The sequence below is a fragment of the Novosphingobium sp. FG137 genome, from assembly GCF_057809735.1.
The window spans coordinates 109,252-127,739 of the sequence record NZ_JBMDKN010000007.1; the positions used below are offsets into that span (position 1 = coordinate 109,252).

16 protein-coding genes are annotated in these 18,488 nt (G+C 66.3%); 8 read left to right on the forward strand and 8 right to left on the reverse strand.

The window, feature by feature from the left end:
• Positions 1–47: 47 nt before the first annotated feature.
• On the reverse strand, positions 48–908 hold the full coding sequence (locus ACODS2_RS18650) for a methyltransferase domain-containing protein (protein WP_489000166.1): 861 nt from the start codon (positions 906–908) through the stop codon (positions 48–50).
• 188 nt (positions 909–1,096) lie between these two features.
• Between ACODS2_RS18650 and ACODS2_RS18655 the strand changes: the two genes are divergently transcribed.
• The gene (locus tag ACODS2_RS18655; protein ID WP_489000167.1) at positions 1,097–1,804 is read left to right on the forward strand and encodes a 2OG-Fe(II) oxygenase; all 708 of its coding nucleotides are present in this window, start codon (positions 1,097–1,099) and stop codon (positions 1,802–1,804) included.
• A 289-nt stretch (positions 1,805–2,093) separates the two neighbouring features.
• On the opposite strand, the gene ACODS2_RS18660 is transcribed toward ACODS2_RS18655, so the two are convergent.
• Complete coding sequence (locus ACODS2_RS18660) at positions 2,094–3,293, reverse strand: exo-beta-N-acetylmuramidase NamZ family protein (RefSeq protein ID WP_489000270.1); 1,200 nt, start codon at positions 3,291–3,293, stop codon at positions 2,094–2,096.
• Positions 3,294–3,304: 11 nt separating this feature from the next.
• The gene (locus ACODS2_RS18665; protein ID WP_489000168.1) at positions 3,305–3,847 is read right to left on the reverse strand and encodes a DOMON-like domain-containing protein; all 543 of its coding nucleotides are present in this window, start codon (positions 3,845–3,847) and stop codon (positions 3,305–3,307) included.
• A gap of 32 nt (positions 3,848–3,879) precedes the next feature.
• On the opposite strand from ACODS2_RS18665, the gene tyrS reads away from it, so the two are divergent.
• The 6 genes from tyrS (at position 3,880) to ACODS2_RS18695 (ending at position 10,843) form a co-directional block, all read left to right on the forward strand.
• Positions 3,880–5,121, forward strand: coding sequence for a tyrosine--tRNA ligase (tyrS, locus tag ACODS2_RS18670; RefSeq protein ID WP_489000169.1), 1,242 nt, complete (start codon positions 3,880–3,882; stop codon positions 5,119–5,121).
• A 126-nt stretch (positions 5,122–5,247) separates the two neighbouring features.
• Positions 5,248–5,586: a PilZ domain-containing protein gene (locus ACODS2_RS18675; protein ID WP_298169140.1), complete on the forward strand. Its 339-nt coding sequence runs from the start codon at positions 5,248–5,250 to the stop codon at positions 5,584–5,586.
• Positions 5,587–5,697: 111 nt separating this feature from the next.
• Entirely contained in the window at positions 5,698–7,851 is a 2,154-nt protein-coding gene (locus ACODS2_RS18680; protein ID WP_489000170.1) for a TonB-dependent receptor, read from the forward strand.
• A gap of 75 nt (positions 7,852–7,926) precedes the next feature.
• Positions 7,927–9,222, forward strand: a complete 1,296-nt coding sequence (locus ACODS2_RS18685; RefSeq protein WP_489000171.1) for an MFS transporter — start codon at positions 7,927–7,929, stop codon at positions 9,220–9,222.
• Positions 9,219–10,136 carry a cysteine synthase A gene (gene cysK, locus ACODS2_RS18690; RefSeq protein WP_489000172.1) on the forward strand — a complete coding sequence of 306 codons (918 nt, stop codon included), beginning with the start codon at positions 9,219–9,221 and terminating at the stop codon, positions 10,134–10,136. The genes ACODS2_RS18685 and cysK overlap by 4 nt, the downstream gene beginning before the upstream one ends.
• Before the next feature lie 5 nt (positions 10,137–10,141).
• Positions 10,142–10,843, forward strand: a complete 702-nt coding sequence (locus tag ACODS2_RS18695) for a dienelactone hydrolase family protein (protein WP_489000173.1) — start codon at positions 10,142–10,144, stop codon at positions 10,841–10,843.
• Here the strand turns inward: ACODS2_RS18695 and ACODS2_RS18700 are convergent.
• From ACODS2_RS18700 to ACODS2_RS18715, 4 genes are all read right to left on the reverse strand, one after another.
• Positions 10,840–12,639, reverse strand: coding sequence for an acyl-CoA dehydrogenase C-terminal domain-containing protein (locus ACODS2_RS18700; protein ID WP_489000174.1), 1,800 nt, complete (start codon positions 12,637–12,639; stop codon positions 10,840–10,842). The genes ACODS2_RS18695 and ACODS2_RS18700 overlap by 4 nt on opposite strands.
• A 21-nt stretch (positions 12,640–12,660) precedes the next feature.
• On the reverse strand, positions 12,661–13,149 hold the full coding sequence (locus ACODS2_RS18705; RefSeq protein ID WP_298169223.1) for a MerR family transcriptional regulator: 489 nt from the start codon (positions 13,147–13,149) through the stop codon (positions 12,661–12,663).
• Between the two features lie 87 nt (positions 13,150–13,236).
• Positions 13,237–13,596, reverse strand: coding sequence for a phosphoribosyl-AMP cyclohydrolase (gene hisI / locus ACODS2_RS18710; RefSeq protein WP_298169220.1), 360 nt, complete (start codon positions 13,594–13,596; stop codon positions 13,237–13,239).
• 455 nt (positions 13,597–14,051) lie between these two features.
• Positions 14,052–14,825: a ComF family protein gene (locus ACODS2_RS18715; protein WP_298169216.1), complete on the reverse strand. Its 774-nt coding sequence runs from the start codon at positions 14,823–14,825 to the stop codon at positions 14,052–14,054.
• 79 nt (positions 14,826–14,904) lie between these two features.
• On the opposite strand from ACODS2_RS18715, the gene ACODS2_RS18720 reads away from it, so the two are divergent.
• Positions 14,905–15,717 (forward strand): methyltransferase domain-containing protein, encoded by an 813-nt coding sequence (locus ACODS2_RS18720; RefSeq protein WP_489000175.1) that lies wholly within the window; start codon positions 14,905–14,907, stop codon positions 15,715–15,717.
• A gap of 97 nt (positions 15,718–15,814) precedes the next feature.
• On the opposite strand, the gene ppdK is transcribed toward ACODS2_RS18720, so the two are convergent.
• Positions 15,815–18,478: a pyruvate, phosphate dikinase gene (gene ppdK / locus ACODS2_RS18725; protein ID WP_489000176.1), complete on the reverse strand. Its 2,664-nt coding sequence runs from the start codon at positions 18,476–18,478 to the stop codon at positions 15,815–15,817.
• Positions 18,479–18,488: the final 10 nt, after the last annotated feature.

The window sequence follows — 18,488 nt, forward strand, 5'->3', positions numbered from 1 at the left end:
GCTGCCTTCCGTCAACCAGCCAGCAGGGCAATCAGGTTACAGGGCAATCACGGGGCCTTGCGCGCCGTCACATAGATCCAGTCGCCCTGCCCGATCATCGGCCCCAGAGCCGCCAGCGGCGCAAACAGCCCGGCATAGGCCAGCCGCTTCGGCATCTTGAGCAGGGTCTGCATCTGGCCGAAAGTATAGGCGAGATCGATGGCAAAATGCCGGGTTTCCGCCACCGCAAAGCCCGCCTTCTCCAGCATCGCCCCCAGCGTCTTCACCGAGAACTGGTAGAGGTGATAAGGCGGCTCGGGATGCGGCCAGTAGTCCAGTTTCTTGGCCAGCGGCAGCGAGGCCTTGGGAAACAGGCCGTCGATATTGGGCGTAGACAGCACGATGGTGCCCCCCGGCGCGAGCAGATCGAACGCCTTGCGCAGATCGCCCAGCGGATCGGGCACATGCTCGATCACGTCGAACATCGTCAGCACGTCGAGCGAGCCCGCCGCCTGCGGTGCATCGTGGATCGTGCCTTCCGCCACTTCGAGCCCGAAGTGCGAGCGCGCAAATGCCGCGCTCGCCTCGTTCATCTCAAGCCCCATTGCAGAAAAACCCGCCGCCTTGGCCCGCGCGGCAAACTGTCCGATCGAGCAGCCCACATCGAGCAGCCGCCCCCGCTTCACGCCCCTCAGCGTCTCGGCAAGGTGCCGCACCGCGATCCGGTCCTGTGTCGCAAAGGTCTCGCTCGCCGGATCGCACAGCGCCGCGTGATAGGAAGCCCCCGCCGAATAGAGCACCTTCAGTTCCTCCGCGCTTGGCGGGTTGGCGATATAGGCCAGCCCGCAGCCGGAGCAGCGCACCAGATCATAGCCCTTGGCCCGGAACAGATGCGCCGCGCCGGCCGTTCCACAGTTGTTGCAGGTCACGCAGGTCATCCCGATGGTCGTCCAAGCCTCGGCACCTACTGCACAAAACTTAAGGAAGGCTCATCCCCCCCGCCCCCTCTTCTTCCCCTCCCCCGTTCGGGGGAGGCCGGGTGGGGGTGCGCGGCGCGGCGAGTTCGACCGCAATAGCCGGAGTGTGCCGCCCCGTCGGTCAGGCTAAGTCGTCCGCCATGCAAAACCTGAAAAACCGGATCGCCGCGCTCGATTGGCCCGCGCTCGCCCAAAGCCTCGACGACCTCGGCTACGCCCTCACCCCGCGCGTGCTGGACACCGAAACCTGCGCCGCCCTCGCCGCCAGTTACCACGACGACAGCCTCTTCCGCTCGACCGTCACCATGGCCCGCCACGGCTTCGGCAAGGGCGAATACCGCTACTTCGCCTATCCGCTGCCCGATGTGGTAACCGCCCTGCGCACCGCGCTCTATCCCCCGCTTGCGCACATCGCCAACACATGGTCAGAGCGCCTCGGCCAGCCGGACATCTGGCCCACCACACACGAGGCCCTTCTCGCGCGCTGCCACGCCTTTGGCCAGCCGCGCCCCACCCCGCTCCTGCTGCGCTACCGCGCGGGCGACTACAACTGCCTGCATCAGGACCTCTACGGGCCGATCCACTTCCCCCTGCAAGCCATCGTCATGCTAAGCGGTGACGAAAGCTACACCGGCGGCGCGCTGACCTTGGTCGAAAACCGCCCCCGCCTGCAGAGCCGCGTCGAAATCGTGCCCATCCGGCAAGGCCAGATCGCGCTGATCCCGGTCCGCGACAAACCCCGCCTTGCCTCGACCGGCTGGTCCAAATCGGCGATGCGCCACGGCGTCAGCACCGTGCTTTCCGGCGAACGCCAGACGCTGGGGATCATCTTTCATGATGCGAGTTGAGACGGCACCCGCCTCACCTCAGCCGCCCCTCCACATCGTCACCCCGGGCTTGACCCGGGGTTGGGCTGCCTGCCGGACAGCACAAACCGCTGTCCTACAACCCACCGGTTCGCGTATCATCGAGGCCTGCTCTTTGAACCTCGTGAACCCGACCCAAACCCGCTCATGCTGAGCTTGTCGAAGCATCAGGCTCGGCTTGCGCAGGTGCGTCAAACGTCTGAAAAAAGCCCTCGGAGTTTCCTCTTAGGACTGTGTCAACTGTGTCAACTTGCCGGGATTCTGTCCCGCTTCAGTACAGAAGGAACGGCGCCCGCGTCTCGATCCACGCAGCCTCGTCCGGCCCCGCCAGTGCTTCCAGATCGGCGGGCGTGCTCGCCGGATCGTCTACCCACTCCCGCAGGCCCGGCCCGCCGTTGATCACATCGATCGCCAGCTTGTCGGTGACATATTCATACGGAAAATCGCGCCACAGCGGATAATCCGGATAGAGCCGCCGCACCGCCTTGAACGCCAGCGCCTGCAGCCGCCACGGCCGGAACGCGTGGTGATCGTAGAACGCGCCCTCGGCGTGGATCATCAGCGCATTGCAGAGCTTGCCGACATGCTTGTGAAAAGTCGGCTCGAACCAGCACTCCCGGATGGCGCACCCCGCCAGCCACTCCGGCGCGTAGGCCTGCATTTCGGCCAGCACCGCCTTGGCATCGACGTCGGGCGCACCGAACAGCACTTCCAGCGGCCGCGTCGTCCCGCGCCCTTCCGAAAGCGTCGCACCCTCGATCATCACCGTGCCTGCATAAGCCCGCGCCATGTTCAGGCTCGCCGCATTCGGGCTCGGATTGATCCAGATCCGGTCCTGCGGCCAGCCGAACCCCGGCCCTTCCGGCTCCCAGCCCTCCATCGCCACCACGCGGAAATCCACATCGAGCTTGAAGTGATCCACGAACCAGCGGCCCATTTCTCCCAAGGTCATCCCATGCCGCATCGGCATCGGCCCTGCGCCGACGAAGCTTTCCCAGCCGGGCAGCAGCGTGGTGCCTTCCACCGGTCGGCCCGCCGGATTGGGCCGATCGAGCACCCACACGGCCTTGTCGGTCCCGCTTGCGGCCTCAAGCAGATAAAGCAGCGTCGTCACGAAGGTGTAGATCCGGCAGCCCAGGTCCTGCAGGTCGAACAGGAACACATCGGCGCTGTCCATCATCCGCGCCGTCGGCCGCCGCACTTCGCCGTAGAGGCTGAACACCGGGATGCCGAGTGCAGGATCAATGAAGTCCTCGGTCTCGACCATGTTGTCCTGCTTGTCCCCGCGCAGCCCGTGCTGCGGCCCGAACGCCGCGGACAATGTGATCCCCGGGCAGGCGGCCAGCGCATCGAGCGAATGCGTGAGACCCTCCGTCACCGAGGCAGGATGAGCGACGAGCGCGACGCGTTTGCCCTCAAGCGGCGCGCGCAGCGCCGGGTCGGCGAGCAGGCGATCGATACCGAACTTCATGGAGCCAGATTTCATGGTTTGGCCGGTGCCGCAAGCCGCCCGGCCATGCAAGCCGGATCGTGGAAGTCGGGCTTCTCGGGCGGGTGCGCCATTGCCCAGTAGGACTTGATCCCGCCTTCCTCCTCGATCACCGCGGTCAGCCCAAAAGCCCACGGCAGCGGCGGCAGCGCGCTTGCCGGGATCGCCGCATCGAAGATCAGCACCGAACCGCCCCGGCGCGGCGTGCACACCGGCGGCCGCTCCACCGCCCGCTCGGCCATTCCTGCACGGTACCCGCTGAAATCATAGGCCGCCCAGCGCTCGGAGGGCGAAAGGTTGAACTCGGCATACCCTTCCCCGCCCGGCGCCGTCACGAAGAGCTCGAAGCAAGTGGTCTGCCACAACCCATCCGTCCGCGCGCGGCCGGCAAACGGCGGCAACACGAGCGCACCCGCCCCGTCCACCTTCCAGCGCAGTGTAAGCCAATTCGCATCGAACGAGAGAATGCGCGCTGCTATACCGGACACAACTTTGGCCGGATGTGCCGGATGCGCGGTCAGGTCGAACGTTTCCAAGCCTTGCTCTTTCGTGCTAGGCGCGCCGCGTCATGACCCAGAACGCCTCTCCGTACACCTCTTCGCTCCTCCGCCTGCTCAGCGAGCGCGGCTATGTCCACCAGGTCACCGATGCCCACGGCCTCGATGCGCTTGCGGCGAAGCAGATCGTGCCGGGCTATATCGGCTTCGATGCGACCGCGCCATCGCTCCATGTCGGCAGCCTGGTGCAGATCATGATGCTGCGCCGGCTCCAGCAGGCCGGCCACAAGCCCATCGTTCTGATGGGTGGCGGCACGACCAAGGTCGGCGATCCTTCGGGCAAGGACGAAAGCCGCAAGATGCTGACGAGCGCAGACATCGCCGCCAACATCGCCTCGATCCGCACCGTGTTCGAAAAGCTGCTCACCTTCGGCGACGGCCCAACCGACGCGGTGATGGTCGACAACGACACCTGGCTCAGCGCGCTCGGCTATGTCGAACTGCTGCGCACCGTCGGCCCGCACTTCACGATCAACCGGATGATGACCTTCGATTCGGTCAAGCTCCGGCTCGAGCGCGAGCAGCCGCTGACCTTCCTCGAATTCAACTACATGATCCTTCAGGCCTACGATTTCCGCGAACTCGCGCTCACTGCCGGGTGCCGGTTGCAGATGGGCGGCTCGGACCAGTGGGGCAATATCGTCAACGGCATCGAATTGACGCGGCGTATGGAAAGTGTGGAGGTCTACGGCCTCACCACCCCGCTGCTCACGACGGCTGACGGCGCCAAGATGGGCAAGACGGCGGCGGGCGCAGTCTGGCTCAACGAGGATGCGCTCCCCGCTTGGGACTTCTGGCAATACTGGCGCAACGTGGACGATCGCGACGTAGGCCGGTTCCTGCGCCTGTTCACCGATCTTCCGCTCGACGAGATCGCGCGGCTCGAGGCGCTTGGCGGCAGCGAGATCAATGCGGCCAAAGTCGTCCTGGCGAACGAAGTCACCAAGCTGGTGCGCGGCGCGGAAGCGGCGGCGGCGGCAGAAGCGACCGCGGCAGCGACCTTCGCCGGCGGCGGTGTCGGCGCAGACCTGCCCTCGCTCGCTTGCCCCGATGGCAGCATCGCGCTGATAGATGCGCTGATCGGGCTGGGCTTTGCGGCGAGCCGCGGCGAGGCCAAGCGCCTGATCGCGGGCGGCGGCGCGCGGGTCGAAGGTCAGTCGGTGACCGACGAAGCGCACGTCATCGCCTTTCAAGGCGCTGAAATCCGCGTTTCCTCGGGCAAAAAGAAGCACGGCGTCCTGCGCCCGGCCTGACCGGCATCAGCTTGCCGTTAACCGGCAAGCCTTTACCGCAAACCGGCAAAACGGTGCCGGGCCTTTACGAATTATCAGCCTATTGGCTTCAGATACTCGTGTGCTTGACCATCACGAGGAGCGACCATGGCCAGCGGCGCACAGCTTTCCGTCACCGATCAGCGGCTCACAACCCGCCATCCGGTAGACTTGCCCCTGATCGGCGAACATCGCCGGCTGGGAGATGTGATGCTGCATGTCATCAACATCTCCACCACCGGCTTCATGGTGAAGGGCGAAGTCGCCCTCCAGCGCGGTGAGCGTATCACCATCCGCCTGCAGCACATCGGGCGAATCGAGGCCTTCCTTGTCTGGAGCGACGGCACCCGCGCCGGGTTCCAGTTCGAACGCATTATCAGAGGCGACGATTTTCTGATGATGATCAAGTCCTTGCAGCCCAATCCAAGGCTTCAGCGCAGCCGTTGATGCAGCGCAGCATCGGCTGCGCATGGAAGTGGTTCAGACTGCCGATTGTCACTTGATATATTATATCATCACGCTAAAGCGACACCCGAAACAACGCTTCGGGTGTCGCCAATGCATAAATCCACGCTTGCCGCCAGCACTGCGCTCAGCGCCGTTCTTCTCGCATTCTCCAATCCTGCCTTCGCCGCCGCGGAGGATCCGGCCAGCCCGGCTCCCGCAGCAACCGGTGGGTCGCAGGCGGCATCGCCCGGGCAGATCAGCACGACCCAGACCGATGACGCAGGCCACGCCCCGATCGTGGTGACCGGGCGCCTGATCTCGGGCGACCGTGACGCGATCGTGGCGCCGGTGGTGATCAATGGCGAAGACCTTGCCCGCCGCGCCGCCGCGCAGATCGGCAGCGTGCTCGCGCATCTCCCCGGCGTTTCGACCAGCGGCTTTGCTCCCGGCGCATCCCGCCCTGTCCTGCGCGGCTTTGACGGCCCGCGCGTGCAAGTGCTGACCGACGGCCTCGGCGCGCTCGACGCAAGCTCGGTCTCGGCGGACCACGGCGTTGCCATCGATACGCTCAATGTCGCACAGATCGACGTGCTCCATGGGCCGGAAGTGTTGCTCTACGCGGCAGACCCGGCAGGCGGCGCCGTCAACGCGCTCGACCGGCGCATCCCGCGCCGCATGCCGGACAAGCCGATCACGGTGAACGCGCTCGGTGCCTATGGTTCGGCAGCAGATTCGGTCAACCTGGGCGGTGCGGTCGATGTGGCGATCGCACCCCGGCTTGCCGCACATTTCGACGCTTCGTACAACCGCGCGGGCGACGTGCGCATCGGCGGCGATGTCGTATCCGATCCGCTGCGCGCCCGGTTGCGCGCCGAAGCTGATGACCTCACGGCCGCCGGCGATCCCGAAGGCGCGGCGAACCTGACCGCCGGGATCGATGCGCGCGGGCGCCTTGCCAATTCGTGGGCGCGCGGCTCCGCCTTCGGTGCCGGCCTTGCCTTCATCGACGCCGGCGGCACGCTCGGTGTTTCGGTCCAGCGCCTCAACAGCGACTACGGCATTCCGCCGCGTCCTTCGGCTGCAGCACCCGATCCGGTCTCGCTGTCGCTGCGCCAGACGCGCTATGACCTGCGCGGCAGCGTCAATCTTGGCGGGTTCTTCGACCGGTTGGAAGCACGCGTCGCCTACGGTGACTACACCCATGCCGAGATCGAGGACGGCGTCGCGGGCACCCGCTTCTTCAACAAGTCGATCGAATCGCGCTTCGTGCTGACCCAGGCCCGCCACGGCGGCTGGCGCGGCGAAAGCGGCATTCAGTATGGCACGCGCAACTTCCGCATCGAGGGTGAGCCGCTGCTGCCCAATTCGGTGACCGAACGCATCGCCGGATTTACCCGCCAACAGCTTTCGCTCGGGTCTGTCGATCTGGAAGGCAGCCTGCGCGGCGAGCACGTCTCAGTGAAGCCCAAGGGCCTCGGCCCCAATGATTCCGGCCGCAGCTTCGATCTCTTCGCTGCCGGCGCCGGTATTGCCTGGCATCCGCTCGAAAGCGTGACGCTGAGCCTCTCCGCTACACATGGTGAGCGCGCGCCGACGGCGGAGGAGCTTTACATCGACGGCCTGCATGATGCGACCCAATCCTACGAGCGCGGCAATCCCACCTTCCGGATCGAGCGCAGCAACACGGTCGAAGCGGGCCTGCGCTATCACAGCGACCGCTTTGCCGGGGCGTTCACCGCCTATGCCACGGACTTCAGCAATTTCATCGCACCGATCCCCACTGGCGAGCGGATCGATGGCGCGCCGGTCTACCAGTATATCCAGCTGCCCGCGAAGTTCCGCGGCCTCGAAGCCGAAGGTTCGTGGAAGGCGCTGACCTGGGACAATGGCCGCTCGCTCTCGCTCGAAAGCGCGGTCGACTATGTCCACGCCAGCCTCACCGGTTCCGGCCCGGCTCCGCGCATTCCGCCGCTGCGGGTGCGCGGCGGCGTGACCTACGAATCCGACCGCGTCGGCGCGAACATCGAGGCAATCGTTCACGCCCGGCAGGACCGCGTCACCACCTACGAGAACCCGGTGGACAGCTACACGCTGCTGAACGCCAATGTCACGTGGCGCCCGATGGGCAAGAACGGGCCGCTCACGCTCATCCTCTCGGGCGATAACCTTCTCGACAAGGTCGGCCGCCTCGCCACTTCGGAAACGCGCGACTTCGTACCGATCGCCGGGCGCGACATCCGCCTGACGGCGACGCTGAAGATCTGAACGGCGGGGAAGAATTAAACCGCTGGTGAGTTTTGCTTGCTTGGCAAGGGCGCGCCGCACTGCCATTCGGACGGCGTGACCTTGCCTGCAGACGAACCTCGCTCGCCGCTGGATATTCCAGACTACCGCCGTTTCTGGCTGGCCCGGTTCCTGTCGGTCTTCGCCACGACCGGCATGGTCGTGGTGCTGGGCTATCAGCTCTACGATGTGGCGCGCAGCCAATATGGCATGAGCATCGGCGCGGCCGCGTTTCAGCTGGGCCTGCTTGGCCTGGCGCAGTTCCTGCCGGTCCTGCTGCTCACGCCTGTCGCCGGTCTTGTCGCAGACCGCTTTGACCGCCGACTGGTGGCCGGCTTTGCCAATGCGGTCGACATGATCGTTGCGGTGGTGCTCATGGCGGCGACCCTTATTGGTCACCTCACCCTTCCGCTGCTCTTTGCGCTCGGCGCGCTGCATGGCATCGCGCGGGTGTTTATCGGGCCCGCAATGGCCTCGATCGCGCCCAATATCGTGCCGGTGCGGCTGATGCCCCGCGCTGTCGCGATCAATTCCATGGCGTGGCAGACCGGTTCGGTGGGCGGTCCGGCGATTGCCGGTCTGCTCTTCGCGCAGGTTCCCGCCCTGCCCTATGCCATTTCCGCTCTGCTGCTGGGCACGGCCACCCTGCTGGTCCTGCGCATCCGCCCGCTGCCGCCGCCAGACGAGAACAAGCGTGCGCATCCGCTCTCGCAAATCGTCGGCGGGCTGACCTTCGTGTGGCACGACCGCTTCCTGTTCGGCTGCGTGACGCTCGATCTCTTTGCCGTGCTGCTGGGCGGCGCGACGGCGCTGCTGCCGGTCTACGCGCGCGATATCCTGATGATCGATGGCCATCCCGTCGGCCCCAACGGCCTTGGCCTGATGCGCGCAGCGCCGGGCGTGGGCGCGGTGATCGTGGCGCTGCTGCTGGCACGCCGACCGATTGCCAGTGGCGTGGGTGCAAAGATGCTGATCGCCGTTGCCGTCTATGGCGCAGCCACCATCGGATTCGGCCTGAGCCGCGACTACCTGTTTTCGCTGGCGATGCTGGCAGCACTCGGCGCGGCTGACATGGTTTCGGTGTTCATCCGCAACACGCTGGTCCAGCTTTATACGCCGGATGCCGTGCGCGGCCGGGTTTCGGCGATTTCCGGCCTCGCCATCTCGGCTTCGAACGAGCTGGGTGAAATGCAATCTGGCGTCGCCGCAGCCCTCCTCGGCGCAACTGGCGCGGTTGTATTCGGCGGGGTGGGTGCGATAATCATTACCGCGGCGTGGGCGATCTGGTTCCCTGAACTCCGACTCGTACGCACGTTTGCAGACAAGACACTTCACCAGAAGGAAGCGACATGAAAGCGGCCAATATTCTCGCCACTATCGGCAATACTCCGCACATTCGCCTCTCCCGCCTGTTTCCCGACCACGAGGTATGGGTGAAGAGCGAACGCACCAATCCCGGCGGTTCTATCAAGGACCGCATCGCCCTTGCCATGATCGAGGCGGCGGAGGCTGACGGTAGCCTCAAGCCCGGCGGCACCATCGTTGAGCCGACTTCGGGCAACACCGGCATCGGCCTTGCCATGGTCGCGGCGGTCAAGGGCTACAAGCTCGTGCTCGTCATGCCCGAATCGATGTCGCTCGAGCGGCGGCGGCTGATGCTGGCCTATGGCGCCAGCTTCGACCTCACCCCGCGCGAGAAGGGCATGAAGGGCGCCATCGCCCGCGCCCTCGAAATCGTCGAGCAGACTCCGGGCGCATGGATGCCCGCGCAGTTCGACAATCCGGCCAACGTTGCCGTCCATGTGCGGACCACCGCTGCGGAGATTCTGGCGGACTTTGCCGATGCCCCGATCGACGCGCTGATCACCGGCGTGGGCACGGGCGGACACCTCACGGGCTGTGCCGAAATGCTCAAAGGCCATTGGCCGACCATGAAAGCCTGGGCGGTCGAGCCCACGCTTTCGCCGGTCATCTCGGGCGGCCAGCCCGCGCCGCACCCGATTCAGGGTATCGGCGCCGGATTCATCCCCGGCAACCTCCACACCCAGGCAATCGACGGCGCGATTCAGGTCGATCCCGCCGATGCCAAGGAATGGGCCCGCCGCGCCGCGCGCGAGGAAGGCATGCTCGTCGGCATCAGTTCGGGCGCGACGCTCGCCGCCATCGCCCAGAAGCTGCCGGAGCTGCCCGCCGGCAGCCGCGTGCTCGGCTTCAACTACGATACCGGCGAACGCTACCTCTCGGTGCCGGACTTCCTGCCGGAGTGAGCGGGATGGCGCTCGAACCGGTGACCTATTCCGATGGTGATACCGCGCTGACGGGGTGGCTCGCCCGCCCCATCGGCGCGGCGCGCGGCGCAGTGCTTGTCCTGCCGACGATCATGAACCCGAACCCGCCGATGGAGCGGCGTGCGGCGATGCTGGCTGATGCCGGCTTCCTCGCGCTGGTCGCCGATTTCTATGGCCAGCCGGTGCGCGATTTCGAGCATTCGATGCAGCTGGCTGGCGCACTCAGGGCCTCGGTTGATGTCTACCGCGCCCGCCTGCGCGCCGCGCTCGATGCGTTGACCGGACTGCCGGAAGCGCAGGGCCTCAAGACCGCTGCCATCGGCTATTGCATGGGCGGGCAGGCCGCGCTCGAACTCGCGCGCGACGGGGCCGACATTGTCCTCGCCGCCAGCTTTCATGGCCTGCTCGATACGGCCAGATCCGCCGCCCCGGGCGCGGTCAAGGCGCGCATCCTCGTCTGCCACGGCGATGCCGATCCGCTCGTCCCGCGTTCGCAAGTGACAGCCTTCTGGGACGAAATGGACGCTGCCGGAGCCAACTGGCACTTCCACGCCTACAGCGGCGTGAGGCACGGCTTCACCGATCCCGGCAGCGACGCGCGCGGCGTTCCCGCCATCGGCTATGATGCCAGCGCCGACCGCCAAAGCTGGGCAGCGCTGACGGGGCTGTTCGCCGAGGTGTTCTAGGCGGCGAACTGCTCGGCCGTCAGCCCCATCACCGTCTCGGCACCCGCTTCCACTTCATAGCGCAGCGAACCCGCCTGCGGGGCGAAGCGCAGCGCCCAGTGCTTGGCGCAGAGCAGCTTGGCCTCGTAGAAGGGCTTGTCCGCGCCTTCCTGGCTCAGCGCCGCAGCCGAAACCTTGGCCATGCGCAGCCACATCAGGCCGAGCGAGACCACGCCGGTCAGCGTCATATAGGCGTAGGCGCCCGCGCCGATCGCGTTGCGGTCAGCCATGGCGTGCTGCATGAACCACATCGTGGCCGCCTTGAGGTGGCCGACGGTCTTGGCGAGGCGCTCGGCCACCAGCCTGACCGTCTCGTCCGCACTTTCCTCTGCGCATTCGGCATCGATCACCGCGAACAGGCGCTGGATCGCCCGGCCGCCGTTGAGCGCGAGCTTGCGGCCTACGAGGTCCATCGCCTGCACGCCGTTGGCACCTTCGTAGATCATCGCGATGCGCGCATCGCGCACGAACTGGTCCATGCCGTTCTCGGCGATGTAGCCGTGCCCGCCCCAGACCTGCTGCATGTCGGTCGCGGTCTTGTAGCCCATGTCGGTGCCATAGCCCTTGATCACAGGGGTCAGCAGGCTGATGAGGTCGTCGGCGGCCTGCCGCTCTTCCTCGGTCGCGGCCTTGTGCGAGAGATCGACCTGCAGAGCGCCCCAAAGGCACAGCGCGCGCATCCCGCCGATGAACATCTTGGCGTCCATCAACATGCGGCGCACGTCAGGGTGCACGAGCAGCGGATCGGCCTTCTGCTGAGGCTCTGCCGGACCGGTCAGCGCGCGGCCCTGCCGCCGCTCCTGCGCATAGAGCACCGCGTTCTGGTACGAGGCTTCCGCCTGCGCGAGGCCCTGGATGCCGACGCCGAGGCGCGCCGCGTTCATCATGATGAACATCGCCGCGAGGCCCTTGTTCTCCTCGCCGATCAGCCAGCCTTTCGCGCCATCGTAGTTCATCACGCAGGTCGCGTTGCCGTGGATGCCCATCTTGTGCTCGATCGATCCAACCGAGACGGCATTGCGGTCCCCCAGAGAGCCATCGGCGTTCACGATGAACTTGGGCACGATGAACAACGAGATGCCCTTGCTCGATTCCGGCGCGCCCGGGGTTTTGGCCAGCACGAGGTGGATGATGTTCTCGCACAGGTCATGATCGCCCGCGGAGATGAAGATCTTGGTGCCGGTGATGGCATAGGAACCGTCCGCCTGCGGCTCTGCGCGGGTGCGGATTAGCCCGAGGTCGGTGCCGCAGTGCGGCTCGGTCAGATTCATCGTGCCGAGCCATTCGCCGCTCACCATCCTGGGCAGGTACATCGCCTGTTGCTCGGGCGAGCCCTTGGACGAGATCGCCGAGATCGCACCATTGGCAAGGCCCGGATACATCGCGAAGGCCTGGTTGGCGCTGGCAAGGTATTCTTCCATCACGAAGCCGATGACATGCGGCAGGCCCTGCCCGCCGTAGATCTCCGGCGCGGCGAGCGTGCCCCAGCCCGCCTCGATGTAGCGCGCATAGGCTTCCTTGAAGCCCTTCGGCGTCGTCACGCTGCCGTCCGGGTGGCGGGTGCAGCCTTCCTGATCGCCCGAGAGATTGAGCGGGGCGACGACTTCGTTCACGAAGCGCCCGGCTTCCTCGATCACACTGTCGGTCAGATCGCGGGTCGCGGCCTCGAAGCCCGGCAGATGGCCGTAGCCTTCAAGGCCCAGCACTTCATTGACGACAAAACGGGTGTCGCGGGTCGGCGCCTGGAAAACGGGCATGGTTCAGGTCCTCTCGAAAGGTTATTCAGGATCGCCATCAAGGTTGACCGGGCGGCCCTCGAGCTTCTCCCGCTCGATCAGCAGCGCGACGAAACTGTTGAGTTCGGCAATCGTCGCGTTGATATCGGCCTGCTGGCGCTTGAGGTTGTCGATGCGCTCGCGGCACTTGTCGATCGTCACACGGCGCTGCTTCGCGCGCCCGTCGCCCAGATCGTACAAGTCGATCATGTCGCGGATTTCGGAGAGGCTGAACCCCACGTTCTTGGCGCGCATGATCCAGGCCAGCCGCGCCCGGTCGCGCTTCGAATAGATGCGGGCAAGGCCGACGCGGGTCGGCGCGATCAGGCCCTCGTCCTCATAGAAGCGCAGCGCGCGCGCGGTAACGCCGAATTCGCTCGAAAGATCGGAGATGGTGAACTGTTCGCGCGCGAGCGCATCGGGCTGGTGCAAGTGCCCGGTGTGATCACTGCTACGGGCCGAGTCTGCCCGGCGGGTCTGGGCGACCGGCATCCGTTCCTGGTTCGCGGTATTGGCCGGACTCGTGGTGATGGGACGCGAGGACATGCCCGCACGACCTAACTACCCTTTACGTAAGCGTCAACTATCGATCCGCTCCAGCCCGCCGTCCGCATCAAGCCTGCGGTAGAAGCACGAGGGCGCCAAGGTGTGGCAGGCCGGGCCCGCCGCCTCGACCCGGAGCTCCAGCGCATCCTGATCGCAATCGACGCGAATCTCGATCACCTTGAGCACGTGGCCCGAGCTCTCGCCTTTCATCCACAGCCGCCCGCGCGATCGCGAATGGAAGTGGGCAAAGCCGGTCTCGCGCGTGCGGGCAATCGCCTCCGCATCCATGTGCGCCAGCATGAGCAGCTGTCCGCTGGCGTGATCGACCGCAACGGCGGTGACGAGTCCGGCTGAGTCGAAGCGCGGCATGAACACCGCACCCTGCTCACGCAGCTCGGTTTCGGGCGATTGGATGGAAATGGGCAGGCCTTTCGCAGCGCGGGTGTCATTTTGTTGCAGGATAACCACATGCCCCGGCCAAAATCCATGGGCCTTGAACAACATGCTTTAACCTCGCCCGGCAATGGCGGATGAAGGGGTCGCGGCTTGAGGGAGCTGCAAATACGAACCGGGTTAACCGCCCGGGCGCACGCATACAGGCCAAAGTTCAGGGTTGGAATCACATGGGGTCCGAAAGCGGCGCCGCTCCCCGAAACGGGCAGAGCAGCGAGGCTCTCGGAAAAAACGCTCAGGGATTTCGGCAGGGTCCGTCATCCGTCACTAGACCAGCAGAAGCTGGGGCCGCGAGGGGCAGGCCGTGACTGGATGGATCCGAACCGATCAGGTATCGTCACGGGAACGCCCGGAGTGAACGCTCCGGGCGTTTCGTGTTTCAGGCTCCGGAAATCTCACGCCGCCAGCGGTGCGTCCTCGCGGCCAGCCTGATCGAGCGCCTCATCAAGCACCCGCGCAAAGCAGGCGATGCGCACTTCGGCCGCTCCCGCCTTGCGCAGCGCGGCAAGGCAGGCATCGGTCGTGGCGCCGCTCGTCATCACATCATCGACCAGTAGTACCCGGGCGCCTTTCAGCCGCTCGGCACGGCGCGGGTGCGCGCTGATCGCGCCGCGCAGCGCATCAGCCCGCGCGCGCTTGCCGAGGCCGCCGAGCGAGGGCGTGCGCTTGCGGCGCTCCAGCGCATCGACCACCAGCGGCTGATTGACCGTCCGCGCAATCCGCTCCGCGAGCAGCGCAGACTGATTGAACCCGCGCTCCCACAGCCGCCAGCGATGGAGCGGCACCGGCACCACCAGCCATTCGCCCTGCAGATCCGGCAGGCGCCGCACCATCAGGCGCGAGAGCAGGTCAGCCAGCGCGATGCGCTTGCCGCGCTTGAACGCCAGCACGAGTTCGCGCGAAGCATCGTTGTAGAGCGTGGCCGCCGCGATCCCCGCGTGGCGCGGCGGGTTTGCCATGCACGGCGCGCACTGGACCTCGCCGGAGTGGACCACGCTGTCAGCCAGCGGGCGCTGGCAGGTGCAGCAGGCCGGTTCGCCCGGCACGGCCAACTTCGTCCAGCACGCCGCGCAAAGCCCGCCCTGCTGCGCCAGCGCATCGCCGCACAGGGGGCAACGCGGGGGGAACACCAGATCGATCAGCGGAGCGAGAAGCGCGGGTTTCGCCATGGCCAAAGTCTCGCCCGGAAGGCCGCCATTGGCAAGAGGGGCTTGGCAGAGCGCACGCGGCGCGGCAGGGGCGGATGCCATGGCCACGCCCCCTCTCCCCCCAAAGCCGCCGACGATCTTTTCGCCCACCCGTCGCCGCTCGCAGCGTCAGCGGATGCGCGCCTTGCAGCGCCGACCAGATGCCGCGCGCTATCTGGCAGAGGACATGGCCGAGGATGTGCTCGACCGGCTCGACTTCCTGCGTCACGAACCGAAGCGAGCGCTGCTGGTGGGCGACTTCAGTGGCATGCTGGCAAAAGCGCTGGCCGCACGGGGATGCGCAATCGTGCGAGCCGATCCTGCACCGCTTGCCGGCGAACTGCCGCTCGACGAAGAACAGCCCTGGCCAGGTGAGGCGAGCTTCGATCTGATCGCGCACCTCGGCACGCTCGGCACGGTCAACGACTTACCCGGCGCCTTCGTGCATATTCGCCGCGCGCTGGCGCCGGATGGCCTCGCGATCATGAGCTGGTGCGGCGCGGGCAGCGTGCCCGCCTTGCGCGACGTGATGGTCGCTGCCGATGGCGCGCGCCCAGCTGCGCGCATCCATCCGCAAGTTGATGTGCGGGCGGGCGGCGACCTGCTCCAACGCTGCGGCTTTGCCGAACCGATGAGCGATAGTCGCATGCTGGATGTGCGCTATGCGAGCTTTGCCCGGCTGCTGGAGGATTTGCGGGCCCAAGGCCTCTCGAGCTGCCTTGCCCGGCCTGGCCCGGTGCTGGGCAAGGCCGGCTGGGCGCGTGCGCAAGATGCGTTTGCGGCAGCGGCAGACGCGGATGGGCGTGTGACCGAGCGCTTTGCAATCCTGACGCTGAGCGGTTGGGCCAAAGCTCTGCGCGCGCCGAAGTTCTAGAAAATAGGGCCAAGAAAATAGGGACAGTCCCTATTCTTCGGCACCTATCTTCCCGCGTTCGCGGGAATGACGAATGTTTGGTGGGGCCGCTTGGCCCCTACCCCAAAGCCGCCTGCGCCGCCGCCAGCCGCGCAATCGGCACGCGGTAGGGGCTGGCCGAGACGTAATCGAGACCGACCTTCTCGCAGAACGCAATCGATGCCGGATCGCCGCCATGTTCGCCGCAGATGCCGAGCTTGATGTCGGGCCGGGTCTCGCGCCCGCGCACGGCGGCCATCTCGACCAGTTGGCCGACGCCTTCGATATCGAGGCTGACGAAGGGATCGCGCGGGTAGATGCCCTGCTCGACATAAGGCCCGAGGAAGCGCGCGGCATCGTCGCGGCTGACGCCGAGCGTCGTCTGCGTGAGGTCGTTGGTGCCGAAGGAGAAGAACTTGGCTTCCTCGGCGATTTCGCCCGCCATGAGCGCGGCGCGCGGCAGTTCGATCATCGTGCCGACGAGGTACTCGAGCGTGCGGCCCTTCTCGGCGAAGACGGCCTCGGCGGCGCGGTCGACGAGCGCGCGCAGGATGAGGAGCTCGCGGCGGGTCGCGACGAGCGGGATCATGACTTCGGGGACGGGCGCTTCGCCCGACTTCTCCGCGACGTCGCAAGCAGCCTCGAAGATCGCGCGGGCCTGCATTTCGTAGATTTCGGGGAACGTTATGCCCAGGCGGCAGCCCCGATGCCCGAGCATCGGGTTGAACTCGTGGAGCTCGCCCGCGCGGCGCTTCAAGTGATCTACACCGAGGCCGGTCGCTTCGGAAAGCTCCTCGAACTCCGTCTCACCATGGGGCAGAAATTCGTGGAGCGGCGGATCGAGCAGGCGGATGGTGACGGGAAGCCCGGCCATGACCTCGAAGATCGCGGTGAAATCGGCACGCTGTTCGGGCAGCAGGCTGTTCAGCGCGCGGCGGCGGGTGGCTTCATCCTCGGCCAGAATCATCTGGCGGACCAGCGAGATACGGCCCGCATCGAAGAACATGTGTTCAGTGCGGCAAAGGCCCACGCCTTCGGCGCCGAACTGGCGCGCGACCTGGCAATCGAGCGGGGTTTCGGCATTGGCGCGCACTTTCATGCGGCGGTGCTTATCCGCCCATTCCATCAGGACAGCGAAATCGCCGACCAGTTCGGGTTCGACCATCGGCACCGCGCCGAGCATCACATCGCCGTTCGATCCGTCGAGCGTGATGACCTCGCCTTCCTTGACCTCACGCGTGCCCATGCGCGCGGTGCGGGTCGCCATGTCGATCGAGAGGCCCGAAGCACCGGAAACGCAGGGGCGGCCCATTCCGCGCGCGACCACGGCGGCGTGGCTGGTCATGCCGCCGCGTGCGGTGAGCACGCCCTTGGCGGCGTGCATGCCGTGAATGTCCTCAGGGCTGGTTTCGACGCGGACGAGGATGACATCTTCGCCCATCTGCGCGCGGTGTTCGGCGCTATCGGCATCGAACATGATGATGCCGGTGGCGGCGCCCGGCGAGGCCGGCAAGCCGCGCGTGAGCACATCGCGCGGCGCGCTGGGATCGAGCGTCGGGTGCAGCAGTTGGTCGAGCGCCATGGGATCGACGCGCTTCACTGCGGTGGCCTCGTCGATCAGGCCTTCGCGCGCCATGTCCACCGCCATCTTGAGCGCGGCCTTGGCGGTGCGCTTGCCCGAGCGGGTCTGCAGCATCCACAGCTTGCCCTGCTCGACGGTGAACTCGATGTCCTGCATGTCCTTGTAGTGGAGCTCGAGCAGGTCGAACACGCGGGCGAGCTCGGTGTAGGCCTCCGGCATCGCCTCTTCCATCGAGAGCGGCTTCGCCCCTGCCCGCTCGCGCGCGGCCCTGGTCAGGTACTGCGGGGTGCGGATGCCGGCGACGACATCCTCGCCCTGCGCGTTGACCAGCCATTCGCCGTAGTAGGCGCGCTCGCCGGTCGCGGGATCGCGCGTGAAGGCGACTCCGGTGGCGGAGGTTTCGCCCATGTTGCCGAAGACCATGGCCTGCACGTTGACCGCGGTGCCCCAGTCATGCGGGATGGCATTGAGGCGGCGGTAGACCTTGGCGCGGTCGCTTTCCCACGAATCGAACACGGCGCCGATCGCGCCCCAGAGCTGTTCGTGGACGTCCTGCGGGAACGGGCGGCCGAGTTCTTCGGCGACGATGGCCTTGTACTGGGCCACGAGCGCCTGCCAATGTTCCGCGCTCATCTCGACATCGGCGTAGAAGCCGTTGTCTTCCTTGGCGATTTCCAGAGCATCTTCGAAGCGGTGGTGATCGAGGCCGAGCACCACGTCCGAATACATCTGGATGAAGCGGCGGTAGCTGTCCCACGCGAAGCGGGCATCACCAGACCCGGCGGCGAGGCCTTCGACGGTCACGTCATTGAGGCCGAGATTGAGCACAGTATCCATCATGCCCGGCATCGAAACGCGCGCGCCCGAGCGGACCGAGACGAGCAGCGGGTTCGCCGGATCGCCGAAGACGCGCCCCGTCGCCTTCTCGATATGCGCGACGCCATTGGCGACGCCGGCGCGCAGGTCGTCGTCAAACGCCTTGCCCGCCGCGTTGTAGGCGGTGCAGACTTCGGTGCTGATCGTGAAGCCGGGAGGCACCGGCAGGCCGATGCCGGCCATCTCGGCAAGGTTCGCGCCCTTGCCGCCGGTGATGGTCTTGTCGCGCGAGCGCGGGTCGTTGTTGGTAGCACCGCCGCCGAAATGGAATACGTATGCGCTCATAAGACCAAGA